Here is a 14,070-nt window from a genome sequence, read left to right as displayed (position 1 = left end):
TTTAAATGATCTAGCCTTAGTCGGTGTTTTCGGGTTCTGCGCCTGTCTAGATGATATTGCCCATCGCCGAGCGCCAATCCCAGCCCATACGTTGGTCACATTCACTGAACTGAACACGTAAAGATCCATCATCGTCTCCTGTCACTCAGTCGTTATGTAAAAAAGCTCGCCGAACATGTTGTAGATTTCGTCTCCCGAACGCCCCGGGTGAGGCGTTTGGGGCGTGAACGATCCGAGGGTGAGGGGCGGCTCCATTTCGCACATGCTGGGGATGAAACAGAAACGGCCGCGACCGTCCACCAGGTGAGGACAGGGCGCGGCCGTTGTTTTTTCGGGAAGGGGATGCAAGTGCCCGGACATTAGCGCCCCCCTGTAGCGTGATGTCTCCCCAAAACCAGGTTTCGGATACCACTTCACTGGGCCGAGTGTCAACGCCGGCCGGGGTTCGGCTCAGAGGTCGCCGCCGTCAACGCGGGGGGTGCTTCGGCGGCCTGTACACCTCGGGGTTGGCGCAGTGGCGGAGGGGTTCGCCCCTCAGGCCGGCCAGGAGGTTTTCGGCGGCCATGACCGCCATGCGGGTGCGGGTGGCGACCGAGGCGCTGCCGATGTGGGGGACGACCAGGCAGTTGGGCAGGGCCAGAAGGGGGTGGTCGGGCGGCAGGGGCTCGGGATCGGTCACGTCCAGGGCCGCGGCCGCGATCCGGCCCGAGGCCAGGGCCCGGTGGAGGGCGTCCGGGTCCACCACGGCGCCCCGGCTCGTGTTGACCAGGATGGCCGTGGGCTTCATGAGGGCCAGGGCGCGCTCGTCGATCAGGTGCCGGGTCTGGGGGGTCAGCGGGCAGTGGAGGGTCACGAAGTCGCTCCGGCGCAGCAGCTCCTCCAGCTCCACGAACCGGGCCCCCACCTCGTCGGCCTCCGGAACCGGGCGCGGGCCGGTGTAGAGGATGCGGCACCCGAACCCCCGGAGCCTGCGGGCCACGGCCCGGCCGATGCGGCCCAGGCCCACGATGCCCACGGTGGAGCCGTGCACGTCGCGGCCCGCGAGCCACAGGGGCTTCCAGGTGGTCCACTCCCCTGCCCTCACCGCGGCCTGGGCCTCGGGAAGCCTGCGGGCCGCGGCCAGGAGGAGCGCCACGGCCAGGTCGGCCGTGGTCTCGGTGAGCACGCCCGGGGTGTGCCCGACGGGGATGCCCCGGCGGGTGCAGGCCGCAAGCTCAATGTTGTCCACGCCCACGGCCATCTGGCTCACCACCCGCAGACCCGGGCCGGCGGCATCGAGGAGCGCCTCGTCCACGGGGTCGGTCAGGAGGCACAGGAGCCCTGCGGCACCCCGGACCCGCTCCCGGAGCACGTCGGCCGGAGGGGGCAGGTCGTCGTCCCACAGGTCCACGGCGCAGACCGGCCGCAGAAGATCGAGCCCCTCGTCCGGGATCCTCCGGGTCACGAACACGCGATCCACGCCCATGGCTCTGATGACTCCTCTGTCGGCTAGGCCGCTAGGCGGCTAGGCAGCTGGGCGGCTCAGGACCACCGGGAGTCGTTGGTCGTTCGTCGTTTCACCGTGCGGACGCGCGGAGGTGCGGGCGGAACGTCCCACCGTCCCGACGTCCTAACGTCCCAACGTCCTCGCCTTCCAGCTTTCCAGCTTTCCAGCTTTCCAGCCTTCTACCCTTTCCCCCCATAGATCTCTTGAATGAGATCGGCGTACTTCTCGTAGATGGTGCGGCGGCGCACCTTCATGGTGGCCGTGACCTCGTCGTCGTCGTGGTCCAGCTCCTTCTCCAGCAGGCGGAACTCCCGCACCTGCTTGACCCGGGCCAGCCCCTGGTTGGCCCGGTCCACCTCGGCCGCGATCAGCTCGCGCACCTCGGGCCGGCGGGCCAGGCTCTTGAAGTTGGTGTACGGCACCTTGCGCTCGGTGGCCCATTTGCCCACGGTGTCGTAGTCGATCTGGATCAGGGCCGCGATGAACCGCTCGCCCTCGCCGAGCACCACGGCCTCCTTGATGTAGGGGCTCACCTTGAGGGCGTTCTCGATCTCGCTCGGCGCGATGTTCTTCCCGCCCGCGGTGATCAGGATGGCCTTCTTCCGGTCCACGATCCGGAGGTGCCCGTGCTCGTCCAGCTCGGCGATGTCGCCGGTGTGGAGCCAGCCGTCCTCGTCCACGGTCTGCCGGGTGGCCTCGGGGTCGCGGAAGTAGCCGGCGAAGATCTGCTCGCCGCGCTTCAGGAGCTCGCCGTCCGGGGCGATGCGGAACTCCAGCCCCGGCACCACCCGGCCCACGGTGCCGAGCCGGATGTCGTCGCCCATGTGGATGAACGACAGGCCCGAGGACTCGGTCATGCCGTAGCCCTCTTTGACCCGGATGCCGATGGCGTGGAAGAACCGCAGCACCTCGGGCGAGATGGCCGAGGCGGCCGAGAAGCAGAACCGGGCCTTCCGGAGCCCCACGTAGTTCTGGAGCGCCCGGAACATGAGGCCGTAGCAGGCCCACCAGGTGAGCCGGTCGAGCGCGGACCAGGGCTCGCGGGCCAGGCGCTTGTCCGCCAGCCGGTACCCCCGGGCCAGGCACGCCCGGAACAGCCTCTGGCGCCACCGGGGCGCGTCGCGCACGCCGATGACGATGGAGGACTGGAGCTTCTCCCAGATGCGGGGCACGCCCAGGAACACCGTGGGGGCGATCTCCCGCAGGTCGGCCTGGATGGTGCGGATCGACTCGGCGAAGTTCACCGTGACGCCCAGGTACACGCTCAGGAACACGCTGAAGATCTGCTCGGCCACGTGGCACAGGGGCAGGTAGCTCACCACCGAGTCGGAGGCTACGATCTCGCAGGCCTCCACCATGGCCCGGGTCATGGCCAGGATGTTCCGGTGGGTGATCATGGCGCCCTTGGGATGGCCGGTGGTGCCCGAGGTGTAGATGATGATGGCCACGTCGTCGGGCTGCACGGCCGAGGCCAGGGCCTCGAACCGGCCGGGGTCCCGGGCCTCCTCCTCGGCGCCCAGGCGCTCCAGGTCGTCGAAGGTGAGGATACGGGGGTCGGTGTAGTTCCGGAGCCCCTTGGGGTCCATCACCACGATGTGGCGCACCCGGGGCAGCCGGTCCGACTCCTCCAGGATCTTGTCGGTCTGCTCCTGGTCCTCGCACACAACGATGGGGGCGAGGCTGTGGTCCACCACGTACCGGACCTCGGGCGCGGGGCTGGTGGGGTACACGCCCACGGCCCGCCCCCCGGCCGCGATGGCGCCCAGCTCGGCGTAGAGCCACTCGCGGCGGTTCTCGCTCAGGATGGCCACGTTGTCGCCGGGCTCGAGCCCCAGCCGCCGCAGCCCCAGGGCCGTGCGCCGCACGTGACCCAGGTAGTCGGCCCAGGTGACCCGCTGCCAGATCCCGAACTCCTTCTCCCGCAGGGCCACCCGATCCGGGTGGGCCCCGGCCCGCTCCCGCAGCAGGCCCACCAGGGTGTCGGCCGTCACGACAGCCACCGCTTGCGCCTCTTGTAGTGCTTGACCTCGCGGTAGTTCACCGCGCCGTGGCCGCCCCGCACGCCCAGGTAGAACTCCTGCACGTCCCGGTCCCGCACCAGCACGTCCCGGGCACCTTCGAGCACCACCCGGCCGCCCTCCATGATGTAGCCGAACGAGGCGATCTGGAGCGCCATGGCCGCGTTCTGCTCCACCAGCAGCATGGTCACCCCCTCCTCCCGGTTGATCCGCACCAGGATCTCGAAGATCTCGTCCACCAGGAGCGGGGCCAGGCCCAGGCTGGGCTCGTCCAGCAGGAGCAGCCGGGGGCCGGCCACCAGGGCCCGGCCGATGGCGAGCATCTGCTGCTCGCCCCCCGAGAGGTACCCGGCCGTCTGGCGGCGGCGCTCCTTGAGCCGGGGGAAGTAGGCGTACACCGCCTCGGGCTCGAGCCCCGCGCCGGGCCGGCCCCTGCGGGCGTACCGGGCCACGGCCAGGTTCTCCTCCACCGTGAGGTCCTCGAAGATCCGCCGGCCCTCCAGCACCTGCACCAGCCCCAGCCGGGCGATCTCGTGGGGCAGCCGCCCCCGGATCGAGGCGCCCTGGTACCGGATGTCGCCGTCGGTGACCTCCCCGTCCTCCAGGGGCAGGAGCCCCGAGATGGCCTTCATGGTGGTGGACTTGCCCGCGCCGTTGGTGCCCAGCAGCGCCACGATCTCGCCCTCGGGCACCCGCAGCGACAGGCCCTTCAGGACCAGCACGGCGTGGTTGTACACCACCTCCACATTGTTGAGCTCGAGCAGTGCGTTCATGGGGGTCCGTTGGGACGGTTGAACGTTAGGACGCTGGGACGTTCGGATGTCGGGACGCTGGGACGTTGGGACGTTGGGACGTCCGGCCCGAGGGGGCGGGGCGAGCCCCGGCCCCCCTGGTGCCCCGCGCGGCGCTACTGCAGCCGGATCCAGTCCGACACCGGCACGAACCGCTTCTTGGCCGCGTCGGCCCGGTACACCCGACCCACCGGCACCTTGTGGTTCACGAAGGTCACCGGCGGCATGAGCCCGCCCACGTCCCAGTCGCGGATTGACTCCAGGGCCTTCACCAGGTTGTCGCCGGTGATCTCCCAGCCGTTCTCCAGGCAGATCTCGGCGCACTTGGCGAACACCATGCCCGTGAACCACCCCTGCAGGTAGCTGTTGGGCCGGTGCTTCACGTCCGGGTGGGCCTTCTGGTTGAACGCCCGGATCTTCTGGATCATGGGCACGTCGGTCTCGTAGTAGTAGGCGTAGGGGTTGATGCCCATGTACCCGTCGGCGTCCTCGCCCAGCTTGTCGATGATCATCTGGCTCATGGACCAGAACGTGCCCATGAACGAGATGTCGAGGCCGTAGTCCTTGGAGCCCCGGATCACCTGGGGGATCGGCGAGAGCACGAACCCGTGGATGATCACGTACTGGGGCTTCTTCTTCACGAGCTCCAGGACCTCGCTGGTGACGTCCACCGCGCCGACCTTGGTCACGATCTCGGCCACCACGTCCACCCCAAGCTCCTTGGCCTTCTTGCGGGCGTAGGGGATCGGGTCCTTGCCGAACTCGGTGTCGCTGTAGAAAAACGCCACCGTGGGCTTGCCCCCCTTGGGGTTCTTGGCGATGTACTCCAGGAGCACGCCGAACATGTCTGAGTAGGTGGGCCCGGACACGAAGGTGTAGGGGTACTTCTCGGGGTTCGCCAGCTCCGAGCTGAACGAGGTGGACCCGTAGAGGATCTTGTAGGTCTTGGTGATCTCGGGCGCCAGCGCCTTGCCCTGCCCGGTGCTCTCCCCGTAGAACATGGGCGGCTTGTGCTCGGCCATGATCTTCTTGAACACGGCCACGGCCCGGTCCACCTGGTAGCCCGAGTCCTCGAAGATGTACTCGATCTTGCGGCCCTTGATGCCGCCGTTCTCGTTGATCCAGGCGAACACGTCCGCCAGGCCCTGGTTGAGCTGGACCCCGGCGAACGCGAACCGGCCGGTCAGGGGCTGCGACGCCCCCACCTTGATCGTGTCGGCCCCGAACGCCGGCACCGCCATGAGGATCCCCACCGCCATCGCCAAACCTTTACGCAGCATCTCCCTTCCTCCTTTCCCGGCCCGTCGCGGGCCGGCCCCTAGTGGACGAACGGCCACAGCCGGAAGAACCGCTTCGTGCGCTGCCAGATCTCGGCCAGGCCGTGGGGCTCGAATAGCAGGAACCCCACGATCAAGCCCCCGAACACCACGTCGGTCATGGGCGAGAGCAGCACCATCGCCTCCGGGTAGTGGGGCCGGGCCAGGCTGGCGAGCCCCCGCAGGATCTCGGGCACCAGCGTCATGAACACGGCCCCGAACACCGACCCGATCACCGTGCCGAGCCCGCCTACGATGATCACGGCCAGGTAGTGGATGGACAGGCTCAGGGGGAAGTGCTCGGGCGTGACGACCTTCATGAAGTAGGCCCACAGGGCGCCGGCCACGCCCGCGTAGAACGCGCCCAGGGCGAAGGCCCGGAGCTTGGTCCCGAACAGGGGCACGCCCATGATCTCGGCCGCGATGTCCCGGTCGCGCACCGCCACGAAGGCCCGGCCCGGCGCCGAGCGCTTGAGGTTGGCGGCGAACCAGGTGGCCAGGGCGGCCACGGCCACGATCACGGCGTACAGGGCCCGGTCGGTGCCGAACTCCAGGGGCCCCAGCCGGGCCGGGGGCACGTTGATGCCCCGGATCCCGCCGGTGATCGACTCCAGGTGCACGAACCCGAACTCCGCGATCACCTGGGCCGCGAGCGTGGCCATGGCCAGGTACAGGCCCTTGATCCGCAGGCTCGGCGCGCCCACCACCAGGCCGAACGCCGCGGCCACGCCGCCGGCCGCCGGCAGGGTGGCCCACAGCCCCAGGCCCCAGCGCGACGACAGCGCCGCCGCCGTGTACGCCCCCACCCCCATGAACGCCGCGTGGCCCAGGCTGATCTGGCCGGTGAACCCCGTGAGCAGGTTGAGCCCCAGGGCCGAGATCACGGTGATGCCCACCAGGTCGGCCAGGTACACGGGATAGTCGCCCGCCACCCACGGGAACACCACGAGCGCCACCCCGAACACCGCCATCCAGAACCGCACGGGCGGGGTCCGCAGCAGGGCCTCGTCGGCCGCGTAGGTCTCCTTGAAGTCGCCGATGCGCATGGGACCCGGCTAGAAAGCTGGAAGGCCAGAAGGCTGGAAGGCTGGAAAGCGTCTCACCGGGTTCGTCTCCCGTCTCGGCCTCGTCGCCCGTCACCGTTGGACGGCCGTGAATCTGAACGGCCGTGAATCGTAAATCGTGAATCGTAGGGGGGGTGGCCGGGCCGTCACCCGTCACCGATCACTCGTCACTGCCTTTAGACTCGTTCGATCTCGCGGGTGCCGAACAGGCCGTAGGGCCGCACCAGCAGGATCAGCAGCAGCACCAGGAACGGGACCACCTCCTTCACCGACCCCCCGGGCACGTAGGGGTCCAGGTATCCCCCGGCCAGGTTCTCGAGGACCCCGATCAGGATCCCCCCCACGATCGCCCCGGCCACGCTGTCGAGCCCCCCCAGGATCACCACCGGGAACACCTTGAGCCCCAAGGCCCCCAACTGGGGGCTGATGCCGCCGATCGCCCCCACCACCACCCCCCCCAGGGCCGCCGCGGCCGCCCCGATGCCCCAGGCCAGGCCGAACATGCGCCGGATGTCCACCCCCAGGGAGTAGGCCGCGCCCTGGTCCGAGGCCGTGGCCCGCATGGCCACCCCCGCCCGGGCGTACCGGAAGAACGCGGCCAGCACGGCCACCGCGGCCAGGGCGATCAGGAACCCGTAGAACAGCCGGCTCGGCACCACGGCCGGCCCCAGGAACACGGGCTTTCGGGGGAAGATGCGGGGAAAGCTGCGGAACTCGGCGGTCCAGATGATCTGCGCGAGCCCCTTGAGGATGCTCGAGAGGCCCAGGGTCACCATGACCACGGTGATGGTGGGTTGGCCGAACAGGGGCCGGAGCAGGGCTCGCTCCACCACCAGGGCCACGGCCGCCGCCCCGGCCAGGGCCACGAGCAGGGCGGCCCAGAACGGCAGGTGCAGGCCCACCAGGGCCGTGTACCCGAAGTAGGCGCCGATCATCATGAACTCGCCCGTGGCGAAGTTGAGGATGCCCGTGGCCTTGAAGATGGCCACGAACCCCAGCCCCACCAGGGCGTACACCCCCCCCACGGCCACCCCGCTCACGAGAAGCTGGATCAGGAAGTCCACGTCCCAGCCCCTTCCATGTAACTTCGGTCTCCGGTCGTCGGTCTACGGTCTTCGGTCTCCTGGCCCCCGGGCAAGTGGCTCTGCCGAACCCGGGAGCGGGGGGCCTGATGGATCTCCCTCCCGGCGGGTCCCCAGGTAGGCCCGGATCACCTCGGGGTGCTCGGCCACCTCCGCCGGCCGGCCCTGGGCGATCACCCGTCCGAAGTTCAGGACCACCACGTGGTCCGACAGGTCCATCACCACCCCCATGTCGTGCTCCACCAGGAGCACGGTGATGCCCCGCTCCTCCACCAGGTCGAGCACGAACCGGGCCATGTCCTCGGTCTCCTCCCGGTTCATGCCGGCCACGGGCTCGTCAAGGAGGAGCAGCCGGGGCCGAAGGGCCAGGGCCCGGGCCAGCTCCACCCTCTTCTGCAGGCCGTACGGCAGCGAGGCCACGGGCACACCCCGCACGTGCTCGATCTCCAGGAAGTCGATCACCTCCCGCTCCACCCGCTCGCGCAGCTCCAGCTCCTCCTGCCGGGCCCGGGGCAGCCGGAACCCGCAGGCCAGGATGCCCGAGCGCACGTGGGGATGGGCGCCGAGCTTGATGTTATCGAGGGCGCTCAGGCCCCGGTACAGGGCGATGTTCTGGAACGTGCGGCCCAGCCCCAGGGCGGCGCGGCGGTGGGGGGGCAAACGGGTGATGTCGCGGCCGTCGAACCACACCCGTCCCCGGTCCGGCCGGTAGAACCCCCCGATCACGTTGAACAGGCTCGTCTTGCCGGCGCCGTTGGGCCCCACCACGGAGGTGATCCTGCCCTCCTCCACGGAGAACCCCACGTCGTCAAGCACCTGGAGCCCGCCGAACGCCAGGGACACGTTCTCCACCCGCAGGATCTCGGCCAACCCCTCCTCCCGTTCCGAGTCAGGATCGAACAAAAATGCGTTCTAAGCACAGAGCACTGACACCCCGGCGACAAATCGTCGCTCCATGAGACCTTAGAGAAAAAGCCTTCCCAAGTCAACGCCCAACAAACGCAGTTTGCCTGCACCTCTTTCCCGGGGCCTCGCCGGACGACGGGCAGCGATTTTTCGGGCGCCGCAGCAGGGGAATCCGGCCGGGTGGCACGGACGGGGGCGGGGGCCGAAAAAGGACGCTCTTTTGGCGTTGAGCCGGGGCCGGAGGCTGTGGTAGCATCTCGCCCCTTGTCGGGGCGTGGCGCAGTCTGGTAGCGCACCTGCCTTGGGCGCAGGGGGTCGGAAGTTCGAATCTTCTCGCCCCGACCAAGCAGCCACCAACGCCGATGCGCCTGTAGCTCAGCTGGATAGAGCAGCGGCCTTCTAAGCCGCGGGTCGGGGGTTCGAGTCCCTCCGGGCGTGCCACTCGACGATTCACAACCTGAGAGCGTGGTGAGTGTAGCTCAATGGTAGAGCACCGGACTGTGGATCCGGTGGTTGTGGGTTCAAATCCCATCACTCACCCCAAAAATCGAGGGCTTGCGGTTTCGGCCGCAAGCCCTTTCTTCGTCCGGCCCGCCCAGGGCCGGTCCGTTCTCGTGGCGGAGGGGGTGGGATGGACTCGGCCCCTCCCTGGGCCTCGCCCTTCGGGCGCTCCTTCGGAGCGTCCGGATCCGCTCTCCTGCGGATCCGTCGAACCCAGCCGTGGGTTCTCACCCACCCCCTCCCCTTACGAAAACAGCCGGCCCCAACGCCGGCTGCCCGCTCCATCCGGCCCGCCCAGGGCCGGTCCGTTCTCGTGGCGGAGGGGGTGGGATTCGAACCCACGGGGGCTTGCACCCCGGCGGTTTTCAAGACCGCTGCCTTAAACCGCTCGGCCACCCCTCCGGGGGATTTCAGACGGCCGCTTCGATCCGGTCGGCCTTTACGTAGGGGCGAAGGGCCTCGGGAACGACCACGGAGCCGTCGGGTTGTTGGTAGTTTTCGAGGATGGCCACCAGGGTGCGGCCCACGGCCAGGCCCGAGCCGTTCAGGGTGTGCACGAGCCGGGTGCCCCTTCCGCCCTTGGGCCGGAACCGGATGTTCGCCCGTCGGGCTTGGAAGTCCTCGAAGTTGGAGCAGGAGCTGATCTCCCGGTACCGACCCTGGCCCGGCAGCCACACCTCGAGGTCGTAGGTCTTGGCCGCCGAGAACCCCAGATCGCCGGTGCACAGGGTGACCACCCGGTACGGCAGCCCCAGCCGCCGGAGCACCTCCTCGGCGTTGCGGGTGAGGGCCTCCAGCTCGTCGTAGGAGCGGTCGGGATGGGCGAACTTCACCAGCTCCACCTTGTCGAACTGGTGCTGGCGGATCATCCCCCGGGTGTCCTTGCCGTAGGCCCCGGCCTCGGCCCGGAAGCAGGGGGTGTAGGCGGTGTAGGAGGTGGGCAGGGATCCTTCGTTCAGGATCTCGCCGGCGTGGAGGTTGGTGACCGGCACCTCGGCGGTGGGCACGAGGTAGTAGTCGGTGCCGGTGAGGTGAAACAGGTCCTCCTCGAACTTGGGCAGCTGCCCCGTGCCGGTCATGGCGGTCGAGTTCACCATGAACGGCGGCCACACCTCGGTGTAGCCGTGCTCTTCGGTGTGGAGGTCGAGCATGAACTGGATCAGCGCCCGCTCCAGCCGCGACCCCAGCCCCTTGAGCACCACGAACCGGGCCCCGGCGATCTTGGCGGCCCGCTCGAAGTCCAGGATGCCCAGCCGCTCCCCCAGCTCCCAGTGGGGGAGGGGCTCGAAGTCGAACGACGGGGGCTCGCCCCAGGTGCGCACGACCGGGTTGTCGTCCTCGGTCTGGCCCACGGGCACGGACTCGTGGGGCACGTTGGGCACCCGAAGCAGCAGGTCCTGGAGCTGGGGCTCCACCTCCCGCTGCTCGGCCTCCAGGGCCTTGATCCTCGTCCCCACCTCCCGCATCTCGGCCATGATGGCCGAGGCGTCCCCGCCCTGCCGCTTGATCCGGCCCACCTCCTTCGAGGCCTCGTTGCGCCGGTTGCGCAGGGCCTCGAGTTCCCGCAAGATCTCCCGACGGCGTTCGTCCAGCCTGAGGATCCGGTCCAGGTCCACTTCGGCGCCCCGGTCGGCCAGGGCTTTCCGTACCCGGTCGGTCTGCTCACGCAGGGTGCGAATCGAAAGCATGGGAGCGGCTCCTTCGAGACGGGATCCAGGGGACCGGCCCACCGGCCGTGGGGGTCGGATTATAGGGAGCCCCTCTGAGGGGCGTCAACGCACGGCCTTGACATCGGCCCGATCCGGCCCACAGTGAAGCCCGACCGTTCCTTTGCCAGGAGGGGAATCCCATGGCACGGCTCGACGACGAGGCTCGAAACGAGCTGCTCACCATCGCGAGGCAGTCGATCCGCGAGGGGCTCCGGGGCCGGCGGTACGTCCCGCCGGTGCCGCGTCGGCCCTCCCTACGGGAGCCGGCCGGGGCGTTCGTGACCCTGCACGAGGCCGGGGCCCTGCGGGGTTGCATCGGCACGTTTCAGGCGGACCGCCCCCTGTACCGAAACGTGGTCGAGATGGCCCGGGCCGCCGCGTTCGAAGACCCCCGGTTCCCGCCCCTGCGGCCCGACGAGTTCGACCGGATCGACCTGGAGATCAGCGTGCTCACCCCGATGAGGCGGGTGGAATCGCCCCAGGAGGTGGAGGTGGGCCGGCACGGGGTGTACATCGTCCACGGCCCCCACCGGGGGGTGCTGCTGCCCCAGGTGGCCGTGGAGCAGGGGTGGGACCGGGAGACGTTCCTGGACCACACCTGCCTCAAGGCCGGCCTTCCACAGAAGGCCTGGCGCTCCGGCGCCGAGATCTACGTGTTCGAGGCCGAGGTGTTCGGGGAGGAAGGGGGCTAGGGCAGGAGCGCCTCGAGGGGCACCACCCGCACCCCGGCCTCGCCGAACCGGGGGGCCCAGGCCCGCAGGGTCTTCAGGGTGACCGGGTAGGGGTGTCCGATGGCCACGGCCCGGCCGGTGCGCAGGGCCCGGGCCACGGCCCGCTCGAGCTGCCGGCCGATGGCCTCGGAGGTGCGCTCGTTATCGATGAACACGTCCCGCCGCAGGGCCGGAACCCCGGCCCGCCGGGCCGCCTCGAACGCCACGCTGCGCGCCGTGGTGAGGCTGTCCAGGAAGAAGAGCCCCCGGCTGGCCAGCTCGTCCATCACCCATGCCAGGGGCTCCGACTGCTCGGTGAACCGGCTGCCCATGTGGTTGTTCACCCCTCTCACCCCGGGCACCGACTCCAGGGCCTGCCGAACCCGGGCGCGCACCTCGGCCTCCGGCAGGCCCACCATGAGGGCGTGGGGGCCGGGATCGGCCCGCCGGGGGTAGCCGCGCGGCTCCATGGGTAGGTGCAGCAGCACCACCCGGCCCCGGGCCGTGGCCAGGCGGGCCACGTCCGCGCTGTGCTTGAGGTACGGCAGCACCGAGGGGGTCACCGGGATCGGCAGGTCTAGGAACGCCCGGGCCCGTTCGAGGTTCCGGCCCATATCGTCGATCACCACGGCGAGCCGCGGGGCCTCGGCAGGCGGACGGGCCCATCGCACCACCACCGGGTAGGGGCCGCCGGGCAGGTCGAGGCGCACCCGGATGCGGGAGGGGCCGCGGGACTCCCCGGCCACGGGCACCCCGTCGCGCCGGGCGGCCTGGCGAAGCTCGTCCACGAACGCTGCGGCCGCGGCCGCGTCGGCCACCCGGATCTCGGCCGACGGGCCCTCGAGGGGGCCGAGGAGGTCCTGGAGCGCGGTGAGGGCCGGCGGCGGGGGCGAGGGGGGCTGCTGGGCCGCCCGGCGGCCCAGCAGGTAGGCCAGCGCCACCAGGGCGATGCACGCGAGCCACGCCCCCACCCATACCCACCTGCGGGTTCGGGGCGCCTTCCGTTCGGCCCTACGGGGCATGGGAGACGTCGTCGTCGGCCTGGGACTCGGCCCCGGCGGTCTGCCCCAGACCGAACACCTTCAGGGCGTGGAGGATCTGGACCGCCCGCTGCAGCTGCCGGTCCTGGGTCAGATCCGCCTCCTCCTCGGCGGGCTTCTCGCCCTCGGGCTTGGCGGCGGGCTCGGCCGCCTCGCCTTCGTGGGGCTCGAAGTGGCCCTTCAGGTCCTCCTCACGCACCTGGGCGTGGGCCCGTTCGGGCGGCGGCTGCTCCGGATCCCCCGGCCCGGCGGCCACCCGCACGTCGGGCTCGATGCCCCGGGCCTGGATGGTTCGGCCCGAGGGGGTGTAGTACAGGGCCGTGGTGATCCGAAGCCCCGAGCCGTCCGAGAGGGGCAGGATCGTCTGGACGCTGCCCTTCCCAAAGGTCCGCTCTCCCAGGATCAGGGCGCGGTGGTGGTCCTGCAGGGCTCCGGCCACGATCTCGGAGGCCGAGGCCGTGCCCCCGTTCACCAGTACCACCAGGGGCAGGTCCGGCTCGGTGCCGTCGTCCCGGGCCGTGTACACCACCTCCTGCTCGGGGTCGCGGCCCTTGGTGGAGACCACAGTGCCCTTCCGGAGGAACAGGTCGGCCACCTTCACCGCCTGGTCCAGGAGCCCCCCCGGGTTGTTGCGCAGATCGAGCACCAGCCCTGCCAGCCCTCCCTCCTTCCGGAACCGGTCCAGGGCGTCGGCCACCTCCCGGTGGGTGGCCTGCTGGAACTGGGCGAGCCGGATGACGCCCACGTCGCCCACCCTCCGGGCCCTGACGCTCTTGATCCGGATCACGTCCCGGGTCAGGGTGAAGGCCTTGGGCTTGTCCCATCCTTTGCGCAGGATGTAGATGGTGATGCGGGTCCCCTTGGGCCCCCGCATCCGCCGGACGGCCTCCATGAGGTCCATGTCCTGGGTGGGCTCGTCCTCGATCTTCACGATCACGTCGCCGGCCTGGATCCCCGCCCGGGCGGCCGGGGTGTCCTCGATGGGGCTCACCACGGTCAGCCGGCCGTCGCGCACCGTGATCTCGATGCCCAGGCCCCCGAACGTCCCCTCGGTCTCCACCTGCATCTCCTGGAACATCTCAGGGGTCAGGAAGGACGAGTGGGGGTCGAGCCGGGCCACGATGCCCTCCACCGCGCCGTACACCAGGTCCTTGGGGCTCACGGGCTCCACGTAGTTCCGCTGCACCACGTCCATGGCCTCGGCGAGGATCTTGAGCCGCTGGTACAGCTCGTCGCGCTCCTCCGGGGGGACCTCGGGCGGCCGGGCCCACAGGGCTCCGGACACGAGCACGCCCACCACCACGAGGGCCGCCGCCCACACCACGGGAACTCCCCCACGCTTCCAACCCATCATGTCCTTCGTTCCTTCCATGTAACTTCGCAACTTCGGTCGTCGGTCTACGGTCAACGGTCGTCGGTCTGGGGCCTTCGGCCCGCTAGGCGGCCG

Annotated in this window: 11 protein-coding genes and 4 tRNA genes; 4 read left to right on the top strand and 11 right to left on the bottom strand. The window is 69.9% G+C overall.

The annotated features are described in order from the left end of the window. Nucleotides 1-466: 466 nt before the first annotated feature. The 7 genes from DEFCA_RS0102080 to DEFCA_RS0102050 all read right to left on the bottom strand — a co-directional run bounded on the left by DEFCA_RS0102080 (nt 467) and on the right by DEFCA_RS0102050 (nt 8,618). Nucleotides 467-1,465 carry a 2-hydroxyacid dehydrogenase gene (locus tag DEFCA_RS0102080; RefSeq protein ID WP_025321391.1) on the bottom strand — a complete coding sequence of 333 codons (999 nt, stop codon included), beginning with the start codon at nt 1,463-1,465 and terminating at the stop codon, nt 467-469. A gap of 200 nt (nt 1,466-1,665) precedes the next feature. Beyond that, entirely contained in the window at nt 1,666-3,486 is a 1,821-nt protein-coding gene (locus DEFCA_RS0102075) for an AMP-dependent synthetase/ligase (protein ID WP_025321390.1), read from the bottom strand. Next, the gene (locus DEFCA_RS0102070; protein ID WP_029733408.1) at nt 3,474-4,277 is read right to left on the bottom strand and encodes an ABC transporter ATP-binding protein; all 804 of its coding nucleotides are present in this window, start codon (nt 4,275-4,277) and stop codon (nt 3,474-3,476) included. The genes DEFCA_RS0102075 and DEFCA_RS0102070 overlap by 13 nt, the downstream gene beginning before the upstream one ends. A gap of 134 nt (nt 4,278-4,411) precedes the next feature. Beyond that, nucleotides 4,412-5,575 (bottom strand): ABC transporter substrate-binding protein, encoded by a 1,164-nt coding sequence (locus DEFCA_RS0102065; RefSeq protein WP_029733407.1) that lies wholly within the window; start codon nt 5,573-5,575, stop codon nt 4,412-4,414. A gap of 38 nt (nt 5,576-5,613) precedes the next feature. Continuing rightward, a complete protein-coding gene (locus DEFCA_RS0102060) occupies nt 5,614-6,657 on the bottom strand; it encodes a branched-chain amino acid ABC transporter permease (RefSeq protein ID WP_025321387.1) in 1,044 nt (347 codons plus the stop codon). Nucleotides 6,658-6,851: 194 nt separating this feature from the next. Next, nucleotides 6,852-7,739: a branched-chain amino acid ABC transporter permease gene (locus DEFCA_RS0102055; protein ID WP_025321386.1), complete on the bottom strand. Its 888-nt coding sequence runs from the start codon at nt 7,737-7,739 to the stop codon at nt 6,852-6,854. 42 nt (nt 7,740-7,781) lie between these two features. Beyond that, nucleotides 7,782-8,618 carry an ATP-binding cassette domain-containing protein gene (locus DEFCA_RS0102050; protein ID WP_025321385.1) on the bottom strand — a complete coding sequence of 279 codons (837 nt, stop codon included), beginning with the start codon at nt 8,616-8,618 and terminating at the stop codon, nt 7,782-7,784. Nucleotides 8,619-8,931: 313 nt separating this feature from the next. Here DEFCA_RS0102050 and DEFCA_RS0102045 point away from each other — a divergent pair. From DEFCA_RS0102045 to DEFCA_RS0102035, 3 genes are all read left to right on the top strand, one after another. Further along, a tRNA-Pro gene (locus DEFCA_RS0102045) sits at nt 8,932-9,008 on the top strand. Nucleotides 9,009-9,027: 19 nt separating this feature from the next. After that, a tRNA-Arg gene (locus DEFCA_RS0102040) sits at nt 9,028-9,104 on the top strand. A gap of 27 nt (nt 9,105-9,131) precedes the next feature. Continuing rightward, nucleotides 9,132-9,206: transfer RNA gene (locus tag DEFCA_RS0102035), tRNA-His, on the top strand. Between the two features lie 272 nt (nt 9,207-9,478). Here DEFCA_RS0102035 and DEFCA_RS0102030 read toward each other — a convergent pair. Both DEFCA_RS0102030 and serS read right to left on the bottom strand, forming a co-directional pair. Further along, nucleotides 9,479-9,566 (bottom strand) — tRNA-Ser (locus DEFCA_RS0102030). An 8-nt stretch (nt 9,567-9,574) separates the two neighbouring features. Continuing rightward, entirely contained in the window at nt 9,575-10,852 is a 1,278-nt protein-coding gene (gene serS, locus DEFCA_RS0102025) for a serine--tRNA ligase (protein WP_025321384.1), read from the bottom strand. A 161-nt stretch (nt 10,853-11,013) separates the two neighbouring features. Between serS and amrA the strand changes: the two genes are divergently transcribed. Then, nucleotides 11,014-11,565, top strand: coding sequence for an AmmeMemoRadiSam system protein A (gene amrA / locus DEFCA_RS0102020; RefSeq protein WP_025321383.1), 552 nt, complete (start codon nt 11,014-11,016; stop codon nt 11,563-11,565). Here amrA and DEFCA_RS0102015 read toward each other — a convergent pair. Both DEFCA_RS0102015 and DEFCA_RS0102010 read right to left on the bottom strand, forming a co-directional pair. Beyond that, a complete protein-coding gene (locus DEFCA_RS0102015) occupies nt 11,562-12,605 on the bottom strand; it encodes a divergent polysaccharide deacetylase family protein (RefSeq protein ID WP_169709407.1) in 1,044 nt (347 codons plus the stop codon). The genes amrA and DEFCA_RS0102015 overlap by 4 nt on opposite strands. Then, complete coding sequence (locus DEFCA_RS0102010; RefSeq protein WP_025321381.1) at nt 12,595-13,977, bottom strand: S41 family peptidase; 1,383 nt, start codon at nt 13,975-13,977, stop codon at nt 12,595-12,597. Before DEFCA_RS0102010 ends, DEFCA_RS0102015 begins: the two co-directional genes overlap by 11 nt. Between the last annotated feature and the right edge of the window lie 93 nt (nt 13,978-14,070).

The organism is Deferrisoma camini S3R1, assembly GCF_000526155.1.
GTDB lineage: Bacteria > Desulfobacterota > Deferrisomatia > Deferrisomatales > Deferrisomataceae > Deferrisoma > Deferrisoma camini.
The sequence above is the reverse complement of the archived record's forward strand: the minus strand, read 5'-3'. Positions and strand labels throughout refer to the sequence as shown.

Coding starts and splice junctions, on each gene's coding strand:
- DEFCA_RS0102015 (WP_169709407.1), bottom strand. CDS start 12,605: ATGCCCCGTAGGGCCGAACGGAAGGCGCCCCGAACCCGCAGGTGGGTA.
- DEFCA_RS0102080 (WP_025321391.1), bottom strand. CDS start 1,465: ATGGGCGTGGATCGCGTGTTCGTGACCCGGAGGATCCCGGACGAGGGG.
- DEFCA_RS0102060 (WP_025321387.1), bottom strand. CDS start 6,657: ATGCGCATCGGCGACTTCAAGGAGACCTACGCGGCCGACGAGGCCCTG.
- amrA (WP_025321383.1), top strand. CDS start 11,014: ATGGCACGGCTCGACGACGAGGCTCGAAACGAGCTGCTCACCATCGCG.
- DEFCA_RS0102070 (WP_029733408.1), bottom strand. CDS start 4,277: ATGAACGCACTGCTCGAGCTCAACAATGTGGAGGTGGTGTACAACCAC.
- serS (WP_025321384.1), bottom strand. CDS start 10,852: ATGCTTTCGATTCGCACCCTGCGTGAGCAGACCGACCGGGTACGGAAA.
- DEFCA_RS0102065 (WP_029733407.1), bottom strand. CDS start 5,575: ATGCTGCGTAAAGGTTTGGCGATGGCGGTGGGGATCCTCATGGCGGTG.
- DEFCA_RS0102010 (WP_025321381.1), bottom strand. CDS start 13,977: ATGATGGGTTGGAAGCGTGGGGGAGTTCCCGTGGTGTGGGCGGCGGCC.